This window comes from Bartonella sp. Raccoon60, assembly GCF_002022585.1.
Lineage (GTDB): Bacteria > Pseudomonadota > Alphaproteobacteria > Rhizobiales > Rhizobiaceae > Bartonella > Bartonella rochalimae.
The window spans coordinates 1,394,217-1,411,560 of record NZ_CP019786.1 but is presented as its reverse complement, the minus strand read 5'-3'; the positions used below and the strand labels follow the sequence as shown (position 1 = coordinate 1,411,560).

12 protein-coding genes are annotated in these 17,344 nt (G+C 38.6%); 10 read left to right on the top strand and 2 right to left on the bottom strand.

Annotation, left to right across the window (positions count from 1 at the left end; genetic code table 11):
* Positions 1-8 precede the first annotated feature (8 nt).
* Positions 9-1,553 (top strand): heme biosynthesis protein HemY, encoded by a 1,545-nt coding sequence (locus tag Bra60_RS06285; RefSeq protein WP_078698163.1) that lies wholly within the window; start codon positions 9-11, stop codon positions 1,551-1,553.
* A gap of 88 nt (positions 1,554-1,641) precedes the next feature.
* Positions 1,642-2,397, top strand: a complete 756-nt coding sequence (locus Bra60_RS06280) for a glutamine amidotransferase (RefSeq protein ID WP_078698162.1) — start codon at positions 1,642-1,644, stop codon at positions 2,395-2,397.
* A 341-nt stretch (positions 2,398-2,738) separates the two neighbouring features.
* Here the strand turns inward: Bra60_RS06280 and Bra60_RS06275 are convergent, their stop codons facing one another.
* Positions 2,739-7,469: an NAD-glutamate dehydrogenase gene (locus Bra60_RS06275; RefSeq protein WP_236823917.1), complete on the bottom strand. Its 4,731-nt coding sequence runs from the start codon at positions 7,467-7,469 to the stop codon at positions 2,739-2,741.
* A gap of 238 nt (positions 7,470-7,707) precedes the next feature.
* Between Bra60_RS06275 and Bra60_RS06270 the strand changes: the two genes are divergently transcribed.
* The 4 genes from Bra60_RS06270 (at position 7,708) to rpsP (ending at position 10,876) form a co-directional block, all read left to right on the top strand.
* Entirely contained in the window at positions 7,708-8,367 is a 660-nt protein-coding gene (locus tag Bra60_RS06270) for a carbonic anhydrase (RefSeq protein ID WP_078688958.1), read from the top strand.
* A gap of 227 nt (positions 8,368-8,594) precedes the next feature.
* Entirely contained in the window at positions 8,595-10,142 is a 1,548-nt protein-coding gene (gene ffh / locus Bra60_RS06265; protein ID WP_078688957.1) for a signal recognition particle protein, read from the top strand.
* A gap of 25 nt (positions 10,143-10,167) precedes the next feature.
* Entirely contained in the window at positions 10,168-10,428 is a 261-nt protein-coding gene (locus tag Bra60_RS06260; protein WP_078688956.1) for a hypothetical protein, read from the top strand.
* Positions 10,429-10,507: 79 nt separating this feature from the next.
* Positions 10,508-10,876: a 30S ribosomal protein S16 gene (rpsP, locus tag Bra60_RS06255; RefSeq protein WP_078688955.1), complete on the top strand. Its 369-nt coding sequence runs from the start codon at positions 10,508-10,510 to the stop codon at positions 10,874-10,876.
* Between the two features lie 128 nt (positions 10,877-11,004).
* On the opposite strand, the gene Bra60_RS06250 is transcribed toward rpsP, so the two are convergent.
* Positions 11,005-11,220, bottom strand: coding sequence for a DUF1674 domain-containing protein (locus tag Bra60_RS06250; RefSeq protein WP_035006759.1), 216 nt, complete (start codon positions 11,218-11,220; stop codon positions 11,005-11,007).
* Positions 11,221-11,298: 78 nt separating this feature from the next.
* Between Bra60_RS06250 and htpX the strand changes: the two genes are divergently transcribed.
* The 4 genes from htpX (at position 11,299) to purH (ending at position 17,296) form a co-directional block, all read left to right on the top strand.
* Positions 11,299-12,348 (top strand): zinc metalloprotease HtpX, encoded by a 1,050-nt coding sequence (gene htpX / locus Bra60_RS06245; protein WP_078698160.1) that lies wholly within the window; start codon positions 11,299-11,301, stop codon positions 12,346-12,348.
* 42 nt (positions 12,349-12,390) lie between these two features.
* Positions 12,391-13,758, top strand: a complete 1,368-nt coding sequence (locus Bra60_RS06240) for an RsmB/NOP family class I SAM-dependent RNA methyltransferase (RefSeq protein ID WP_078688953.1) — start codon at positions 12,391-12,393, stop codon at positions 13,756-13,758.
* A gap of 57 nt (positions 13,759-13,815) precedes the next feature.
* The gene (locus Bra60_RS06235; protein WP_078688952.1) at positions 13,816-15,528 is read left to right on the top strand and encodes a heparinase II/III family protein; all 1,713 of its coding nucleotides are present in this window, start codon (positions 13,816-13,818) and stop codon (positions 15,526-15,528) included.
* A gap of 151 nt (positions 15,529-15,679) precedes the next feature.
* The gene (purH, locus tag Bra60_RS06230; RefSeq protein WP_078698159.1) at positions 15,680-17,296 is read left to right on the top strand and encodes a bifunctional phosphoribosylaminoimidazolecarboxamide formyltransferase/IMP cyclohydrolase; all 1,617 of its coding nucleotides are present in this window, start codon (positions 15,680-15,682) and stop codon (positions 17,294-17,296) included.
* Positions 17,297-17,344: the final 48 nt, after the last annotated feature.

Here is a 17,344-nt window from a genome sequence, read left to right as displayed (position 1 = left end):
GATCAAAAATGATACGTATTTTTATTTATATTTTTGTCGTTTGTGTGATCGGTGCAGTTTTTAGCTGGGGTGCCAATAATAATAGTTTCTTGGTCATAACATTTTTGCAGATGCGATTTACTGTCTCATTGCTTACGATTATTAGTGGGATTGTTATCCTGTTGATGGTATTAGTTTTTTTATGGAAGTTTTTTAGAATTATTTTTTCCATTCCTAGAACTTTATACAGCTTTTTTTCGGGACGTTACCAAGAATGTGGTCGCAAAGCTCTTACGCAAGGTCTGCTTGCTGCTTTTGCAGGTGATTACGCGGCTGCACAAAAAATGGAAAGACGTGCATTAAAATATCTTATAAAAGATTATGAACCATTGATAAAGCTTTTAAGGGCTCAAATCTTATCTTTGCAAAAAAACTCTATGAAGGCTATTGCGCTTTATGAAGAGATGCAAAAAGATGAATCGACAAAGCTTGCTGGGCTTTATGGTTTGTTTCGTGAAGCTATGAATACAAAAGCCTATGATGTCGCACAGCACTATGCAGAAGAGGCACTCGATTTGTCACCAGCGCTTTTATGGGCTCAACAATTTGTCCTTGATCGATTAAGTGCTGAGGGTCAGTGGAATAAAGCGCTTGATGTTTTTTATCGAGCGCAAAGAGCTTTGCCACGTTCTGAGCATTGTACTTCAGAGCGTAAGTATACCCATGCTCTTCTATTAAGTGGGTTAGCACTTCACCTTACGGAGACTCAGCTCGCAGGAGCACGTAAAGCTATTTTAAAGGCCCATAAGTTGATGCCTGATTTTGTACCAATAACGGTGCTTATGGTTGATATCCTTTATCAATTAAAAGAAGTTCGTAAAGCTGATAAAATAATTATTAAAGCTTGGCAGGAAAATCCTCATCCTGATTTGGGAGCACTTTATCTTAGGAGAGAAGAAAGCGCAGTTGGCCGTTTGAAAAGAGCTAAAACACTTGCTTCTTATAATAAAGAAATATTTGAATCAGCTTTTATTGTTGCAAAAGCTGCTTTGGATGCAGGCGAATTGGAATTAGCAAGAGAGTACGCACAAAAAGCACTCACTTATCATCCGCGTGAAAGCGTTTATTTATTATTAGCAGATATTGAAGAAGCAAAAGGTAATGGTCAAGGGAGTCGTCAATGGTTGTCTTTAGCATTACGAGCAGAACTTGATCCAGCATGGGCGTGTGATGGTTCTTTCTTTTCTTCTTGGTTGATCGTTTCTCCAATCAGTGGTCGATTAGGTCGTTGTGAATGGAAAGTACCTCCCCGTTGTTCTCCTATAACATTAGAAGTCGATAACGTGATGCTGAAAAGAGAATGCAAAAAAGGCGTTGTGGATGAAAAAGAAGTTATTAAAAATAAATCCTTTGAAGAAAAATCATCGATAGGGCCTGCTTTTTTATTAAAGTCGCGCACAAAAAAACAGAATAGAAAAAAAGTCGATCAGATACCTTTAAATGTTGAAGATTTAGAGAATGAAGAAGCAGAAGAAGAAAGTTCTTTGCCAAGAGAGAAATTTCAATTATTTTAGAGGTGTTGTAGACATTTTTGATAAAAATAAGGTTCTTATTTATTCTCAAATGAAATGAAATCTGATTATAAAAATGATTGGTTAAAATATGCTTTTAGCGAAAACATATCTTGATAGAAAACAAAGAAACGGTAAACTAAAAATTGCAGTTGTTTTGCATCGCCAATTTTCACAGACTGGTTTTTTAGGGCAATTTTTACAAAGAAATGGTTTTGCTCTTGATTTTTATTATCCTATTTTAGGACAGAAACTTCCTAAAACATTGAAACATCACGCTGGTGTTGTCATTTTAGGTGGTCCGATGAGTGTGAATGATAAGGATGCATATATTCATGAGGAAATTGATTGGATTTCATTATCTTTGAAAGACAATAAACCTTTTTTAGGGATTTGTCTTGGAGCACAGATGCTCGCAAAAAATTTAGGCGGGCGTGTTGCTGCAAAAAGTGATAAAAGTGTAGAAATTGGTTGGTATCCGTTAGAGGGGACTTTGCAGGGAAAGACCCTTATGAATTGGCCAAAAATGGTCTATCATTTACATAATGAGGGCATCTATGATTTGCCTAAAGAAGCTGTTCTTTTGGCAACAGGTCAAACTTATCCGACACAAGCTTTTCATTATGGAAAAAATGCATGGGGTTTACAATTTCATCCTGAATTAACGCGTGTAATGATACAACATTGGTTGAAACATTCAGCTCAAGAATTGACTAAAAAAGGCGCCCAATCTGCTTCTGCACATTTAGAAGGTTATTCACTTTATGGTCACGTTTTGTGCGAATGGTTTGACAATATGTTACAACATATTTTTGGTGTTCCTACTGCCTGCAATACGAAATTGTGAATTGTATGGATTCTGAAAATTATTCTTAAAAAGAGAAATTTGAATTAAAGAAATTATACCAAACAATACGATAACAAAACATCCAAAAAAGTATGATCATTTTTATGGAAAAAAGAACAATCAAGAAATGAGATGAGCACAGTCCTTTTTCTGCTTGCTTCACTATGAGTATGGCTTGTTGATATGCGTCATATTTTTAGGATGAGTGACGATAATGCTCATCATTTCCGTATTTTATTTTTGTTCTCTTTTTTCAAAAGCAAACAACAGCGCATATATCTCCTTGCACTTAATCTACAAGGAGATCAATAAAATCTTTTCTAAGGTTGATCGTGAATGTTTTAAGTTTGAAAAGCAGTATTTTTAAGTTGGGCAATCATACTTGCTGTAAAAGTAAAGCGAGAAACATTGAGATCACCTTCAATGAGTGCATGAACGCGGTTGATGGTATTGTGAATTTGATCTTCATCAGATTTTATCCAAGCTGCTAGAGAATCATTTTTTTCATTATAATTTTTTAAGATTTTTATAACGATTTGTCGCAAGCTATCAGCGATGTTTTCTTTAGCTTCACTTAAGGCCATACCATCGTAATAATCGACAATAGGAATTGTTTGGCTTGCTTCATTGATACGATTTATACGAATAACCTGAGCAAGTGAAAAATAGATTTCTGCAGTTTTCATAAGATCACTTTTGCTTTGTTCTGCAATCAAAGAAATATCACAGATCATTGGAGCAACATCTAAAAGAGCTAATTGTCTTGCTAAAGCTTTTGGAGCTCCTTCTTCATTGTATTGTGTTGCTTTTTCTTCAATTTTTTGACTGATATCTTGATCATTGGCGTGCAGAAGCTTTTTTTCAATCAGGCTACGCGCTGTTTTAATTGTTTGCACAAGCTCTTCTAATGGCACTGAGAGATCCATATTGCGCAAGCCCCAATTGGTTGCTTCAAAAAGCATTGAAGTGATTGCTGCATAGAATTTATTTTGATTCAATCCTGGTATTTTATTATCAAGATTATCAATTTGGCTCGAAAGCCGAGGAATTTCAAAACTATCTCGGATGATAATAAACACACGAATAATGTTTTCAGTTTTTTGACCTGTTATATCTTGCAAGTGATTAACAAAAGTAGGTCCACCGCGGTTCACAATATCATTAGCAATAAGAGTTGCAATAATATCACGACGTAATTGGTGTTCAATGATTTCCTTTTTAAAATTTTGTTGAAGTTGAGTTGGAAAATAATTCAACAAGGTTGTATCGAAATAACAATTGTCAACAATTGGATTGTTTGCAATTTCTTCTTGTAGAGTTAATTTAGCATAAGCTAAAATAACTGCAAGCTCTTGGCGGATAAGTCCTTGATTTTGGCTCATTCTTTGACGTAAAATTTGCTCATTGGGGAGAATTTCAACTCTACGATCTAGAAGTTTTTTCTGTTCTAAATCATGCATAAAACGTATTTGATAAGGTAAATCAATAACACTTCGTTTTTCAGCTAAGGAAAGCGAAAGCGGTTGCAAATAATTATTACGCAAAACCAATTGCTCAACTTGTGGGGTCATTTGTTTCAACAACTCATTACGGGCTTCACGAGTCAGTTTTTTTGTGCGTAGAGCTGAGGCAAGAACAATTTTAATATTAACTTCAAGATCAGAACAATTAACACCTGCAGAATTATCAATGGCGTCGGTATTACAGCGTCCGCCGTTTAAAACATATTCAATCCGACCGCGTTGTGTAAGACCGAGGTTTGCTCCTTCACCGATAACTTTTGCGCGCACTTGTTCACCGGTGATGCGAATGGAATCGTTGGTGCGATCGCCGACTTGAGTATCCGTTTCGGTTGTTGCACGAATATAGGTTCCAATACCACCAAACCATAAAAGATCTACAGGGGCTTTTAAAATGGCTGAAATAATTTCAAAGGGTGTTCCTGTTTGCTTTTCAAAACCAATAGCTTGTGCTGCTTCAGGAGAAAGAGTGATTGTTTTGGCAGTTCGTGAGAAAATACCGCCCCCTTTTGAGAGTTTTGTTTGATTATAGTCTTGCCAGCTTGAACGAGGAAGTTGGAAGAGGCGCATACGCTCTGCATAACTTGCTGCTATGTCTGGTTCGGGATCGATGAAAATATCGCGATGATCAAAGGCAGCAATAAGCTTTGTTTGTTGAGACAGTAACATTCCATTCCCAAAAACATCTCCCGACATATCACCAACTCCAATACAGGTGAAGGGGGTTGTTTGAATATCGTGATTAAATGATTCTCGAAAATGTCTTTTTACAGCTTCCCATGCACCTTTAGCTGTAATACCAATTGCTTTATGATCATATCCTGCGGATCCTCCGGATGCAAAAGCATCGTCAAGCCAAAAATTATTTGCTTGGCTAATAGCATTAGCGGTATCAGAAAAGGTTGCAGTACCTTTATCGGCAGCAACGACAAAATAAGGATCATCGCCATCGTGACAAATGACATTTTGAGGCGGGTGTATCTTACCATCGATCAGGTTATCAGTAATCGAAAGGAGTGCCGTAATGTAGTTTGTGTAAGCTTGCCGTGCTGCTTCTGTTATAACGGCACGATCATTGGTTTGAGGAAGGCGATGAGGGAAAAATCCACCTTTCGCACCCACAGGAACAATAACGGCGTTTTTGACTTGTTGAGCTTTAACGAGATCTAATATTTCAGTACGATAGTCTAATGCACGGTCAGACCAACGAATACCACCACGGGCGATAGGACCAAAGCGTAAATGGACACCCTCAACTTCAGGTCCATAAACAAAAATTTCTCGATAAGGACGTGGTTCAGGTAAGCCTTCAATTTGGCGTGGATTTAATTTTGTTGCTATGATACGTCGTGGGCTTCCATCAGGAAGAGGAGAATAGGCATTCGTTCGTAAGCTTGCAACAATGAGATTACGATAACGACGCAAAATAAGATCATCATCCAAACTTGGCACTTTCTGCAATTTTTCTTCAATGCGTTGCTGAATGATTTCTTCATTGTTGAGTCGTTCTTTTTCTTTATGGCTTTGATGAAATTTCAAATGAAATAAAGCATAAAGATCTTTAGTAATTTCAGGATAAGCGTTTAAAGTTTGAGCAACGCGTTTTTGTGAATAAGGAATTCCAGTTTGTTGGAGATAGCGTCCATAATGACGCAAAATAACAATTTCGCGCCAGTCGAGTTGAGCTGTTTGTGTCAAGGCATTAAAAGCATCATTGTCCGCATTTTGTTCCCAAACGGCTTCAAATGTTTCAGCATGCTTTTGTGCATTTTTATCGAGATCAATATCGAGTTGGAAATCACTTTCCAATTGCATATCATGAAGATATACAGAATGCCCATAGCCGTCTGGGAGCTCCAACGTCTGTTCAGCAATAACCCGAAAGCCCATATTTTCAAGAAGGGGTACACGTTTGGAAAGGGCAAGGGCTTCGTTACGATGAAAAAGTCGCAGAGAAATATTGTGTTTCTCTTTATTGTGGGCGCGGTAAAAAGTAACGAAAAGAGGTTTTTCGCTATTAAGGCTTAAGATATGGTCAGCATCTTTAATAGCATCTTCAGCTGAAAATAAATCACGATAGCTATTAGGAAAGTCACTGGCTAAAGATATTTGTTGGTCTGTTGCTTTATGAATAAGAGCTATGGCTTGGATGCTATCTTCCCAATTTTGGGTTATAGAGCGAATATGATGTTCAAGTGTGGTACGCTCAATGACAGGAGCACTGTGACTTCCTTTACGATGGATAATGTAGTGAACGCGGATAAGCGTACTTTCTAAGAAAAGTGGATAAGATTCAAAGAAATCACCTTTATAGGTTTCAACAAGATATAGTCCAATTTTTTCGCGGATATTACTACTATATTGATCACGCGGTACATAGACAAGAATCGAAACAAAACGTCCAAAAGGATCAGTGTGAGCAAGGACCCGTAAGCGCGGACGTTCATCCAATTGCATGATAAGCTCTGCATTTTCTGTCAATGTATCGACATCAGAGCGAAACATTTCATCTCTTGGGTAGGTTTCTAAGACACTCATCAATGCTTTTCCAGAATAGTCGGTCTGATTATATCCAAGGCGTTGAATAATTGTCTTCGCTTTTTCTTTTAAAAACGGAATTTGCAGAATAGAGTGCGTATAGGCTGAGGATGTAAACAACCCAACAATACGTAATTCTCCACATAGATACCCTTCTTTATCAAAAATCTTAAGACCGATATAATCTAACCAAACAGGACGGTGGATTTTTGAGCGGCTGTTGGCTTTTGTAACAATAAGCAAATTGTCACTTTCCATAAAAGATAAGACTTCTTTGGGGCGTTCTTCTACGCTCGCATCACCAATAATGCGAATAGAAGCATCAGTGAGAATACCTAGCTCAATACTACCGGTTTTAAAGGCTTTTTTGGGTTCTTGGCCTTTGGTAAAGTCATAGGTCCGCATTCCAAGGAAGATGAAATTATTGTCCATAAGCCATTCAAGAAATTCAATGGCTTTTACCCCTTCATTTTGGTAGTTCGGTGGAAGATTTGTTTGATAGGTATGAATATGCTTCTTGACTTCTTCAAGCATCGGTTTCCAGTCTTGTACAGCCGCATTGGCCTGTTCAAGAACGAGAGTGATTTCATCTTTAAGCTTTTTTGTCTTTTCTTTGTTTAATGATTCAATGTGGATTTGCATCAAGCTGATACGTTGTCCAGAGTCACATTCAAGAACAGGATGTGCGATTAAATAAATGTGATTTATTTGCTGTTTAAAAACATGCAATATAGAATCAAGAAGAAAAGGTTTGTTATCATTAACAAGTGTAATAACAGTTATAGATTTATCATGACGCGTTAAAGCGTGCTCAAAACAAATTGTACTTTTACCAGGCTGGTGGGACTTAAATGCTTCGATGGCTACATTTGTAGCTTTGTGAAGTTCATCTTGCTTATAGAAAGCAATATCTTCTTTATCAGTATGAGAAAAAAGAATTTGTTCTATTTTATTTTCAGTGCTCTTTAGATTTAGTGCTGTTTGTGTTGACACAATCATCCTCCCTTTATTCATTGTGGCAACCTTTTCTTTAAATCCTAAGAGCAGGTCCTTATGCCATTTTTATACTGTAACATCTTCCTTTTGAAGTGAATAGTTATTTGTTGTTGCTAGAATAAAATTATTTTCTACTTCGTAAGAAGTGTCTGGTTGTTTTAAGAAAGTACATCTTGTGCGTAACAAGAATATTTTCATTAATTTTATTGCAGGGTAAGAGCATATTTTAAAAGTGTATAATGAAAGTAAATATATTATGACATGTTTACCAGAAAAATTTTTAAGCGGTTATCAATCTTTTATAACGAATCATTTTACGCATAAAGTGGAACGTTATTGGCAATTAGCAGTGGAAGGACAGAAACCTGAAACTTTATTGATTGCGTGTTGTGATTCGCGCGCGATACCAGAAATTATTTTTGATGCGAATCCTGGTGAAATTTTTGTGGTGCGTAATGTCGCCAATTTAGTTCCTCCTTTTTCGCCTGATTATCAATATCATGCAACATCAGCGGCTATTGAATTTGCAGTGCAAGTGCTGAAAGTTAAGCATGTTGTTATTTTGGGGCATGCGCATTGCGGGGGAATTAATAATGTCCTTAATGGAAAATGCACATCTTTATCATCAAATGATTTTATTGGTCGATGGGTGAGTCTTTTGGCTCCTGCTGCAGAAGAAGTAACCGAGAATAAATTGATCACTCCTTTAGAGCGACAGACTGCATTAGAACGACTTTCTATTCGTTATTCATTGCAGAATTTGGAAACATTTCCATGGTTAAAGGCTCGTAAAGATCAAGGACTTTTGACAATACACGGTGCTTGGTTTGACATTGCAAATGGTGAATTATGGAGTATGGAACAAGAAACGGGTAATTTCGTGCGTGTTGAGCGTGGAACTTCTGCGCAGATATAAGTGATTTTTATTTTAGTTTTCATATAAATAAGGTGCTGTGTGATATATCTTGACAAAGAAAGGTTTTTGTTGTTTGAAAGAAACAGCATTCAATGACAAGATTAATTTGGAGCCACCGCCTGGGACCCTGTTATGGTATAAAAAGATCCCAGAGGTCAACATCCGACAACGCGTTGCGTCCTCGGGTGCTATGTTGATTTGTTTGTTATGAAGCAATGAGGTAAATGATGTTTGAAACTTTGCAAGAACGTCTTGGTTCCATTTTATCTAATTTAACGGGACGTGGCGTTTTATCAGATAAGGATATAACAACAGCGCTGCGCGAAATTCGTCGTGCTCTGTTAGAGGCTGATGTTGCTTTAGATGTTGTTCGTTCTTTTACCGATAGAGTTCGTGAGAAAGCCGTTGGGACTGCAATTGTTAAGTCCATTAAACCCGGTCAAATGGTTGTGAAAATTGTTCATGATGAACTGGTTCATATGCTTGGGGGAGAAGGTGTTTTAAGTGATCTCAATGCGCCGGCACCCGTTGTTATTATGCTGGTTGGTCTACAAGGATCGGGGAAAACAACAACAACAGCAAAACTTGCAAAGCGTTTAAGAGACAAACATAATAAAAAAGTTTTAATAGCATCATTGGACACACGTCGTCCTGCGGCGCAAGAGCAGCTCCGTCAATTAGGGGAGCAAGTGCAAGTTCCGAGTTTACCGATTATTCCTGATCAATCTCCTGTCGATATTTCTGCGCGTGCAGTGCAAGCTGCTAAATTAGGGGGATATGATGTTGTGCTTCTTGATGCAGCAGGACGTAACCATATTGATGAAGCACTTATGCTTGAATTAAAAGAAATTAAAGCAGCTTCGCAACCTTATGAAATTATGTTGGTGGCCGATAGTCTTACTGGTCAAGATGCGGTTAATCTTGCCCGTTCTTTTGATGAGCGTATAGGAATTACAGGAATTATTTTAACACGTATGGAAAGTGATGGGCGTGGTGGAGCTGCTCTTTCAATGCGTGCAGTGACAGGCAAGCCGATTAAAGCAATCGGAACTGGTGAAAAGATGGATGCTCTAGAAGAGTTTCATCCCGGTCGTATTGCAGATCGTATCCTCGGTATGGGTGATATTGTTTCTTTGGTTGAAAAGGCTGCTGAAACAATTGATCGTGAAAAAGTGGCGGCTTTTGCGAAAAAAATGCAAGCCGGAAAATTTGACCTTAATGATTTTGCCGAACAGTTGCATAAAATGAAAAAACTGGGTGGAATGGGGGGTATTATGGGTATGATGCCAGGGTTAAGTAAGGTGAAGAATCAAATTGCAGCAGCAGGTTTTGATGATCGTCTTTTTAATCGGCAATTAGCAATTATTTCATCTATGACACATGCAGAGCGCGCTAGTCCTGAGATTTTAAAACATAGTCGTAAACAAAGAATTGCTAAGGGGTCGGGGACAAGTGCAGCAGATATTAATAAGCTTTTAAAAATACACCGCCAAATGGCTGATATGGTAAAAGCTATGAGAGGGAAAAATACAGGCGGTTTTATGGAGAAAATGTTAGGGAAGTTCGGTTCCAAAACGGGATTTGGTGATATGAAAGCTCCTGATACTATACCCGATTTATCAGAACTTGATTCAATTCAATTCTCAAAACTGCAAAATCAGATTGGAAAGGGTCATTTAGGGGGTCGATTACCTGGACTTCTGGGGCGCGAACTAACATTTCCTGGTCTTTTAAAGGGGACGGAGAAAAATTCTCCTTTTTCTAAGAAAAAGTAAAAAGACAAAAAGAGAAGGAAGTGTAATGCAGGGAAAAGCACCCAATGATTTAGGGCATTTGTGGACATCGCTTGATCATTTTAATGCAGCGCTGGGTCATTTTTTAGCAAAAAGATTTTATTGTATGCAAGGGACAGAAGGGGATAAAGTGCGTCATGGTTTGCTTGAAGTTGATTGTGCGTATGAGCAGTGTCAGGTGGTGCATTTGCAGCGATTAACGCGAGACAGTTATTTTAATCCGAATCTTGCTAAGAAATTTACAGGTCATTATTCAAGAAGTGATTGATAATCAAAAAATAATTTTTAAAGAACACAGAAAACAAATTAGTTTAAACGACAAGTCAAGATGACAACAGGAGAAAAATATGGCATTAAAAATTCGTTTGTCCCGTGGTGGTTCAAAAAAGCGTCCTTATTATCATATCGTTGTTGCGGATGTACGGAGTCCGCGTGATGGACGTTTTCTTGAACGCGTTGGTGCTTGGAATCCAATGTTGCCTAAAGATGGAGAACGTGTAAAACTTAATGAAGAGCGTATCCAATATTGGCTTGGTCAAGGAGCTCAACCGACAGATCGTGTTCTACGGTTTTTAGATGCCGCTGGTTTAAAAAAGCGTCCGGCACGTAATAATCCTCATAAAGGTGAACCTGGTAAAAAAGCACAAGAACGTATAGCTGCAGCAAAACACGCTGCTGAAGAAGCGTCAGAAACAATTTCAAAAGAAGAAGCATAATGAGTGAAGTAAATCAACAATGTGAGCCTTAAAAGCTTATACAATGTAAAATTTCACTGTTGGTTTTATTTTAAAAAGATTTGTTTTCTTTAGAAGATGGTTTGGTTTTTTTAAAGTCAATAAAGGCTTTAAAAGTCAATGGCGCGCCCATTTATTTCCCAATCTCCATAACGTGCGGGATCTTTTCCACCCCGTCCGCCGTTTTCTAATGGCTGATTTTCATTTGTTGCACATTTACGTCTTTCTTCAGCTTCTTGAAGGGCACGTTGTGCTTCAGGGGGAATCGGTGTGTGTTGGGGAATAGTGGTATTTTGTGTTCTCATTTTTTTGTCTTTTTTGTTCATTTGTACCTCAATTTCATTGAAGAAATAACAAGAGAGCCCCATCATATAATAATAATATTCTATCATGGAGTTTTAATTATGAATAGAGTGCGTACAGCAATGCTTTTAGCTTTTATGACTGCCCTTTTTATGGGATTTGGTTATCTCATTGGAGGAAGCAAGGGTATGCTTATTGCGCTTTTAATGGCAGGAGGCTTAAACTTTTTTTCTTATTGGAATTCAGATAAAATAGTTTTGCGTATGTATGGAGCGCGTGAGGTTGATCAGTATTCTGCACCAGTTTATTTTAATATTGTGCGTGAATTAGCTCAGAAAGCTTCTCTTCCTCAACCGAAGGTCTATGTCATTGATAGTGCACAACCGAATGCTTTTGCTACGGGGCGTAATCCCCAAAATGCTGCTGTTGCTGCTAGTACAGGGTTGTTGGAAAAGTTAAGTGCAGAAGAAATTTCTGGAGTTATGGCTCATGAACTCGCGCATATTGAACATCGTGATACATTAACGATGACTCTTACAGCAACAATTGCAGGAGCTATTTCAATGCTTGGTAATTTTGCTTTATTAACGGGAGGACAGCGTAATTTTTCAAGGTCTTCTCAAGGTACCGGGACATTTGTGGGTATTATTGCTATGTTGATAGCCCCTTTCGCGGCTATGTTGGTGCAAATGGCTATTAGCCGTACGCGTGAATATGCTGCTGATCGGAGAGGTGCTGAAATATGTGGTAATCCTTTATGGTTAGCTTCGGCTTTGAGAAAGATTGCAGGGGGTGGATATACGATTTATAATGAAAAGGCGGAACATCATCCAGCGACAGCTCATATGTTTATTATTAATCCTTTGAGTGGTGAAGGTGCGGATAGCCTTTTTTCTACACACCCAGCGACGGCAAATCGGATTGCAGCATTGCAACAACAAGCCATAGAAATGAATATATCAACAATTGATCAAGGCATTATCAAGCACTATGAGGAGAATAATCTGAAAGGGTTAAATAATATCTTAGACTATGAAAATCTCAATTTTAAGGATAAGAATAATCCGTTAAGCGATGAAGAGACAAATGTTTTACTACAGGCGAAAACTCGTCCTGCTTGGCTTCGTCGTAAAAATCCGAAGAAGTTTTAATCATAAAGATTAAAAGAAACAAGGTAGAATAAAGGCATTGTGTTGAAAGATAAAAAAGCGGGGCATATGTTTGAGAGAGATGTGCCTGGGTTAGCTGTTCGGCAAGTGTGCGTTCGTTTGTTAGGTGCAGTACTTGATAAGCGTACATCTCTTGCTGGTTTGACAGATAATGAGTATGGTCATCCACAATATTTAAAGCTTTCATATCGTGATCGTTTATTGTGTCGTGCTATTTTGGGAGCGGCATTACGTCATCGAAGCCAGATTACAGTGGCTTTATCACGCTTTTTAGTGCGCCCTTTGCCAGCGCAAGCATTTTCCCTGCATCATCTTTTACATATTAGTATAACGCAAATTCTTTATCTTGATATTCCCGATCATGCAGCGATTGATTTAGCGGTACGTGTGGCAAAGATTGATCCGCGGATGCGCCGTTTCTCGGGATTAGTGAATGCTATCTTACGTAATTTTGCACGTGAGGCGCCTATTTTGCGGATGCAAACGCCTACAATTAAAGCTATTCCAATGTGGTTCGGGCAACTTTTAGTATCGACATATGGAGCAGAGAAAGCTGATCAAATTTTAGCCATTCAAAGTATAACACCTCCTCTTGATTTGACGGTGAAATCTGATAGTGCTGGTTGGGCAAAGCGGTTGGGAGGCATTGTTTTGCCTAATGGTTCAGTTCGCCTTATTTCTTCGGCTTATTCTGTTGCTGATTTACCAGGTTATGCAGAGGGAGCTTGGTGGGTTCAAGATGTTGCAGCAGCTTTACCTGCTCGTTTGTTGGGAAATGTGTGCGGCAAAAAGGTAGCAGATCTTTGCGCGAGTCCTGGAGGAAAAACCGCGCAATTGGCTTTGCAGGGAGCAGATGTAACGGCTCTTGATATTTCAGCCAATCGATTAAAGCGTTTAAGGGAAAATATGGACCGACTCAATTTTTCAGTGCACTATTGGCTTGGTGATTTAAGACAATTTCATCCTGATCAACTTTTTGATGCTGTCCTTCTTGATACACCTTGTTCTTCTACGGGGACAATACATCGTCATCCAGATATTTTATGGACAAAAACAATAGACGATGTCACCAAATTAGCAGAGGTGCAATATGATTTGCTTTTAGCTGCGATTGATTTAGTGAAAAAAAATGGATGCATTGTTTTTTCTAATTGTTCATTAGCAAGAGAAGAGGGTGAAGATCTTGTTAAGAAAATTTTAGCAATACGTCATGATATTGTTTTAGAGCCTATTTTAGCCGAGGAAATGGGTGCTATGGCACATTTGATATCAATGGAGGGTTTCTTGCGCACAATCCCTTCTGATTGTTGTTATGAAAATTTTAATACAGAAGAAAAATTATTCTTAGGAATGGATGGTTTTTTTGCCGCACGTTTCCGAAAGGTACATTAATTAACGTTTCATTTACTCAAATAGTTGAAGCTGTATTGGATAAATGTAGACGGAGATATGGTTGTGGTAATTACAGAGATTGCTCCTCAGATAAAAACATCAACCGTTGTATATGGCATACAACACTTTCTACGACGTTTACGGGCAGGACCACTCTTTCGTTGGCGATTTTCTGGTTTTCGTCCACAAAAGATTTTAGCGTATCCAATTGATTTGCATCTCGCTGATCCAATGATAGCGCGTGAGTTTTACCATGGTCGTTTTGCTTTTTCTGGTTGTACGGTTCAAGCGGGTGCTCTTTCTCCTTTTTCATTGGTACCGCCAATATTGCAATGGGAAAAAGCATTGCATGATTTTCATTGGTTACGTCATATGACTGCTGCACAAAGTGAGTTGGCAAAAGCTTATGCGCGTTCCTTGGTAGAAGATTGGTTGGAGCATCATAGTAAGAAGATAAAAGGGCCTGCTTGGAGTGGAGCCGTTGTGGCAAGGCGCCTCATTTCATGGATTTGCCATTCGCAAATGTTATTAGAGGGGGCGAATAAAAGCTTTGAAAAGCGTTTTTTACGTTCACTTGGTTTTCAGTTTCGCTATTTGCGCATCTTGATTCGTTGTATGGAAGCAAATGAACAGCGTTTACAAGCGGCAATTTCTTTAGCACTTGCATCTTTAGCTTTGCCCGTTTCTGCAGCAGCAAAGAAAAAAGTACAAACTTATCTTGTTTATGAACTTTCGCATCAGGTTCTTATTGATGGAGGACATATTTCCCGTAGCCCTGCTATTTTGCTCGATTTATTATCGGATTTATTATCTTTGCGCCATCTGTATATGCACAGTAATGAAACGGCTCCGCGTATTTTAATTGATTCTATTGAGCGTATGCTGCCTGCTTTGAGATTTTTTATTCATGAAGATCAAACAGTAGCTCGTTTTAATGGCGTTGGACCCATTATACCAGCGTGTTTATCGACTATTTTAAATTGTGATGAAACCGTTGGGCACCCTTTTAGTTATGCCCGTTATTCTGGTTTTCAGCGTTTACAGGCTAATCAAACGACAGTTCTTGCAGATACGGGAAAATTTCCACCCGCTTCTTTTGCAGAATATGCCTGTTCAGGTTGTTTGTCATTTGAGATGTCCTCGCAGGGAAAACGCTTTATTATTAATACAGGAGTTAATCCTTATGGTTCTGCAGAATATCGACATTTTGGGCGTTTGACAGCAGCACATTCAACGGCAACAGTGAATGATTGTTCAGTGGGTGCTTTTCGTAAAAAAAGGAACAATGATGCTTCTCTTTTACTTAAAGGACCGACAAATATTCAAGTACAACGCATAGAAGATTTAGAAAAAATTGGCTTTATTGCGTGCCATGATGGCTATGTGAAGCCTTTTAATCTTATGCATGAGCGTGGCCTTATTTTAACTAGAAATGGAGAAATGATTGAAGGTTTCGATCATTTTTTTACACCGCAGAAAAATCAATGGTATAAATATAAGGCCAATCAAAATGAAGACGATAGTGTTGCTGTTCGGTTTCATCTTAATCCGCAGGTTGAGGCTTATTATGATGGCAATCGCGTTTCCTTAGTTGTAGAAAGTGGGCAGGAGTGGCATTTTATGTCACCCGATGCGGACATTTTTCTCGAAGATTCAATTGATTTTGCTCATTTAAAAGGTCCACAACGCACACAACAGATTGTTTTATATTTTCGTACTGCATTGCAGAGAAAAATTCATTGGCGTTTTATACGTCATAGATTAGCATAATCTTCGCTTGGAAAGATCAACCAAGATAATTCTATTATTTGTGGATTGGAGCATTGTCTGCATGTCCTGTGGGTATGTTTTGGCAAAAGCTTATGCTATGTCCATAGTGGCTTTTTTTGAATTTTAGCCATTTTATTTTAGGATTTCTATTATGGTTGTTATTGCAAAACAATTTTCTACGGTGGATCTTCGTCATGTTCGTCGTGCTCTTCTTTCTGTTTCTGATAAAACTGGTTTGATTGAGTTTGCGCAAACGCTGCATGCTTATGGAATTGAATTAATTTCAACGGGAGGGACATCCAAAGCGTTAAGTGCTGCTGGTTTACCTGTTACTGATGTTTCTGATATTACAGGGTTTCCAGAAATAATGGATGGACGCGTCAAGACACTTCACCCTTTGGTTCATGGTGCTTTATTAGGAATAAGAGACGATCCAGACCATAAGGCGGCTATGGAACAACATGGTATCAACGGAATTGATCTTCTCGTGGTTAATCTTTATCCCTTTGAAGAAACTGCTCGGTTAGAGGGAGATGCTCAGATGATTCTTGAAAATATTGATATTGGTGGACCGGCGATGATTCGTGCAGCGGCTAAAAATCACGCTTATATTGGTGTTGTAACAGCAGTTTGTGATTATGCATTGATTGTGGATGAATTAAAACAACAGGATGGGTGTTTAAGTTTTTCATTGCGGCGTCAATTAGCAACACGTGCTTATGAGCGTACAGCTGCTTACGATGCTGCGATAGCGGCTTGGTTTGCGAAAGATTTAAAAATTCAAGCTCCGTCTTGGCAGAGTTTTTCTGGTCATCTTGAAAATGTGATGCGCTATGGAGAAAATCCACATCAACAAGCGGCATTTTATCTCTCTGGTGATAAACGCTTTGGCGTTGCTACTGCGACACTTTTGCAAGGCAAAAAACTTTCTTATAATAATATGAATGATACCGATGCAGCATTTGAACTTGTCTCAGAATTTGATTCTCAAAAAAGCGCGGCCGTTGCTATTATTAAACATGCTAATCCCTGCGGTGTTGCAGAAGGGCAGAATTTAAAAGAGGCTTATTTGAAAGCTTTGGCGTGTGATAATACCTCAGCATTTGGTGGTATTATTGCTTTAAATCGTCCTCTTGATGAAGCCTGTGCAGAAGAGATTGTTAAAATTTTCACTGAAGTGATTATTGCTCCTGATGCTACAATGTCTGCACGCGAAATCATTGCTCAGAAAAAAAATCTTCGTTTGTTGATAACAGGAGGAATGCCTGATCCGCGTGATAACGGGCTCGTTGCTAAAACACTTTCAGGAGGGCTCTTAGTGCAAACACGTGATAATGCAGTTGTTGATGATTTTGAATTGCAAGTAGTCACAAAACGCGCACCAAGCCAAGACGAAATGCGTGATCTTAAATTTGCTTTTCGTGTTGTTAAACACGTCAAATCAAATGCTATTGTTTATGCAAAAAATAATACAACGGTTGGGATTGGGGCTGGCCAAATGAGTCGTATCGATTCAGCAAGAATCGCAGCACGGAAGGCTGAGGAAAGCGCACAAAAAATGGGCTTAACGGAATCTTTAACGAAGGGATCTGTGGTCGCATCAGATGCATTTTTCCCTTTTGCAGATGGCTTGTTATCTTTGATTGAAGCTGGTGCAACAGCGGTTATTCAACCAGGTGGATCGATCCGTGATGAAGAAGTTATTGCAGCAGCTAATGCGCATGGTTTAGCAATGGTTTTTACAGGAGTGAGACATTTTCGCCACTAAATTTATGGTCTTTTTTCATTTTTTATTCTCAAAAATAAGAAGAGTAGG

Bases quoted from the DNA above. Each gene is read 5' to 3' on its own strand.
- purH (WP_078698159.1), top strand. From the start codon at position 15,680: ATGGTTGTTATTGCAAAACAATTTTCTACGGTGGATCTTCGTCATGTT.
- Bra60_RS06280 (WP_078698162.1), top strand. From the start codon at position 1,642: ATGCTTTTAGCGAAAACATATCTTGATAGAAAACAAAGAAACGGTAAA.
- rpsP (WP_078688955.1), top strand. From the start codon at position 10,508: ATGGCATTAAAAATTCGTTTGTCCCGTGGTGGTTCAAAAAAGCGTCCT.
- htpX (WP_078698160.1), top strand. From the start codon at position 11,299: ATGAATAGAGTGCGTACAGCAATGCTTTTAGCTTTTATGACTGCCCTT.
- Bra60_RS06270 (WP_078688958.1), top strand. From the start codon at position 7,708: ATGACATGTTTACCAGAAAAATTTTTAAGCGGTTATCAATCTTTTATA.
- Bra60_RS06260 (WP_078688956.1), top strand. From the start codon at position 10,168: ATGCAGGGAAAAGCACCCAATGATTTAGGGCATTTGTGGACATCGCTT.
- ffh (WP_078688957.1), top strand. From the start codon at position 8,595: ATGTTTGAAACTTTGCAAGAACGTCTTGGTTCCATTTTATCTAATTTA.
- Bra60_RS06235 (WP_078688952.1), top strand. From the start codon at position 13,816: ATGGTTGTGGTAATTACAGAGATTGCTCCTCAGATAAAAACATCAACC.
- Bra60_RS06250 (WP_035006759.1), bottom strand. From the start codon at position 11,220: ATGAACAAAAAAGACAAAAAAATGAGAACACAAAATACCACTATTCCC.
- Bra60_RS06285 (WP_078698163.1), top strand. From the start codon at position 9: ATGATACGTATTTTTATTTATATTTTTGTCGTTTGTGTGATCGGTGCA.
- Bra60_RS06275 (WP_236823917.1), bottom strand. From the start codon at position 7,469: ATGAATAAAGGGAGGATGATTGTGTCAACACAAACAGCACTAAATCTA.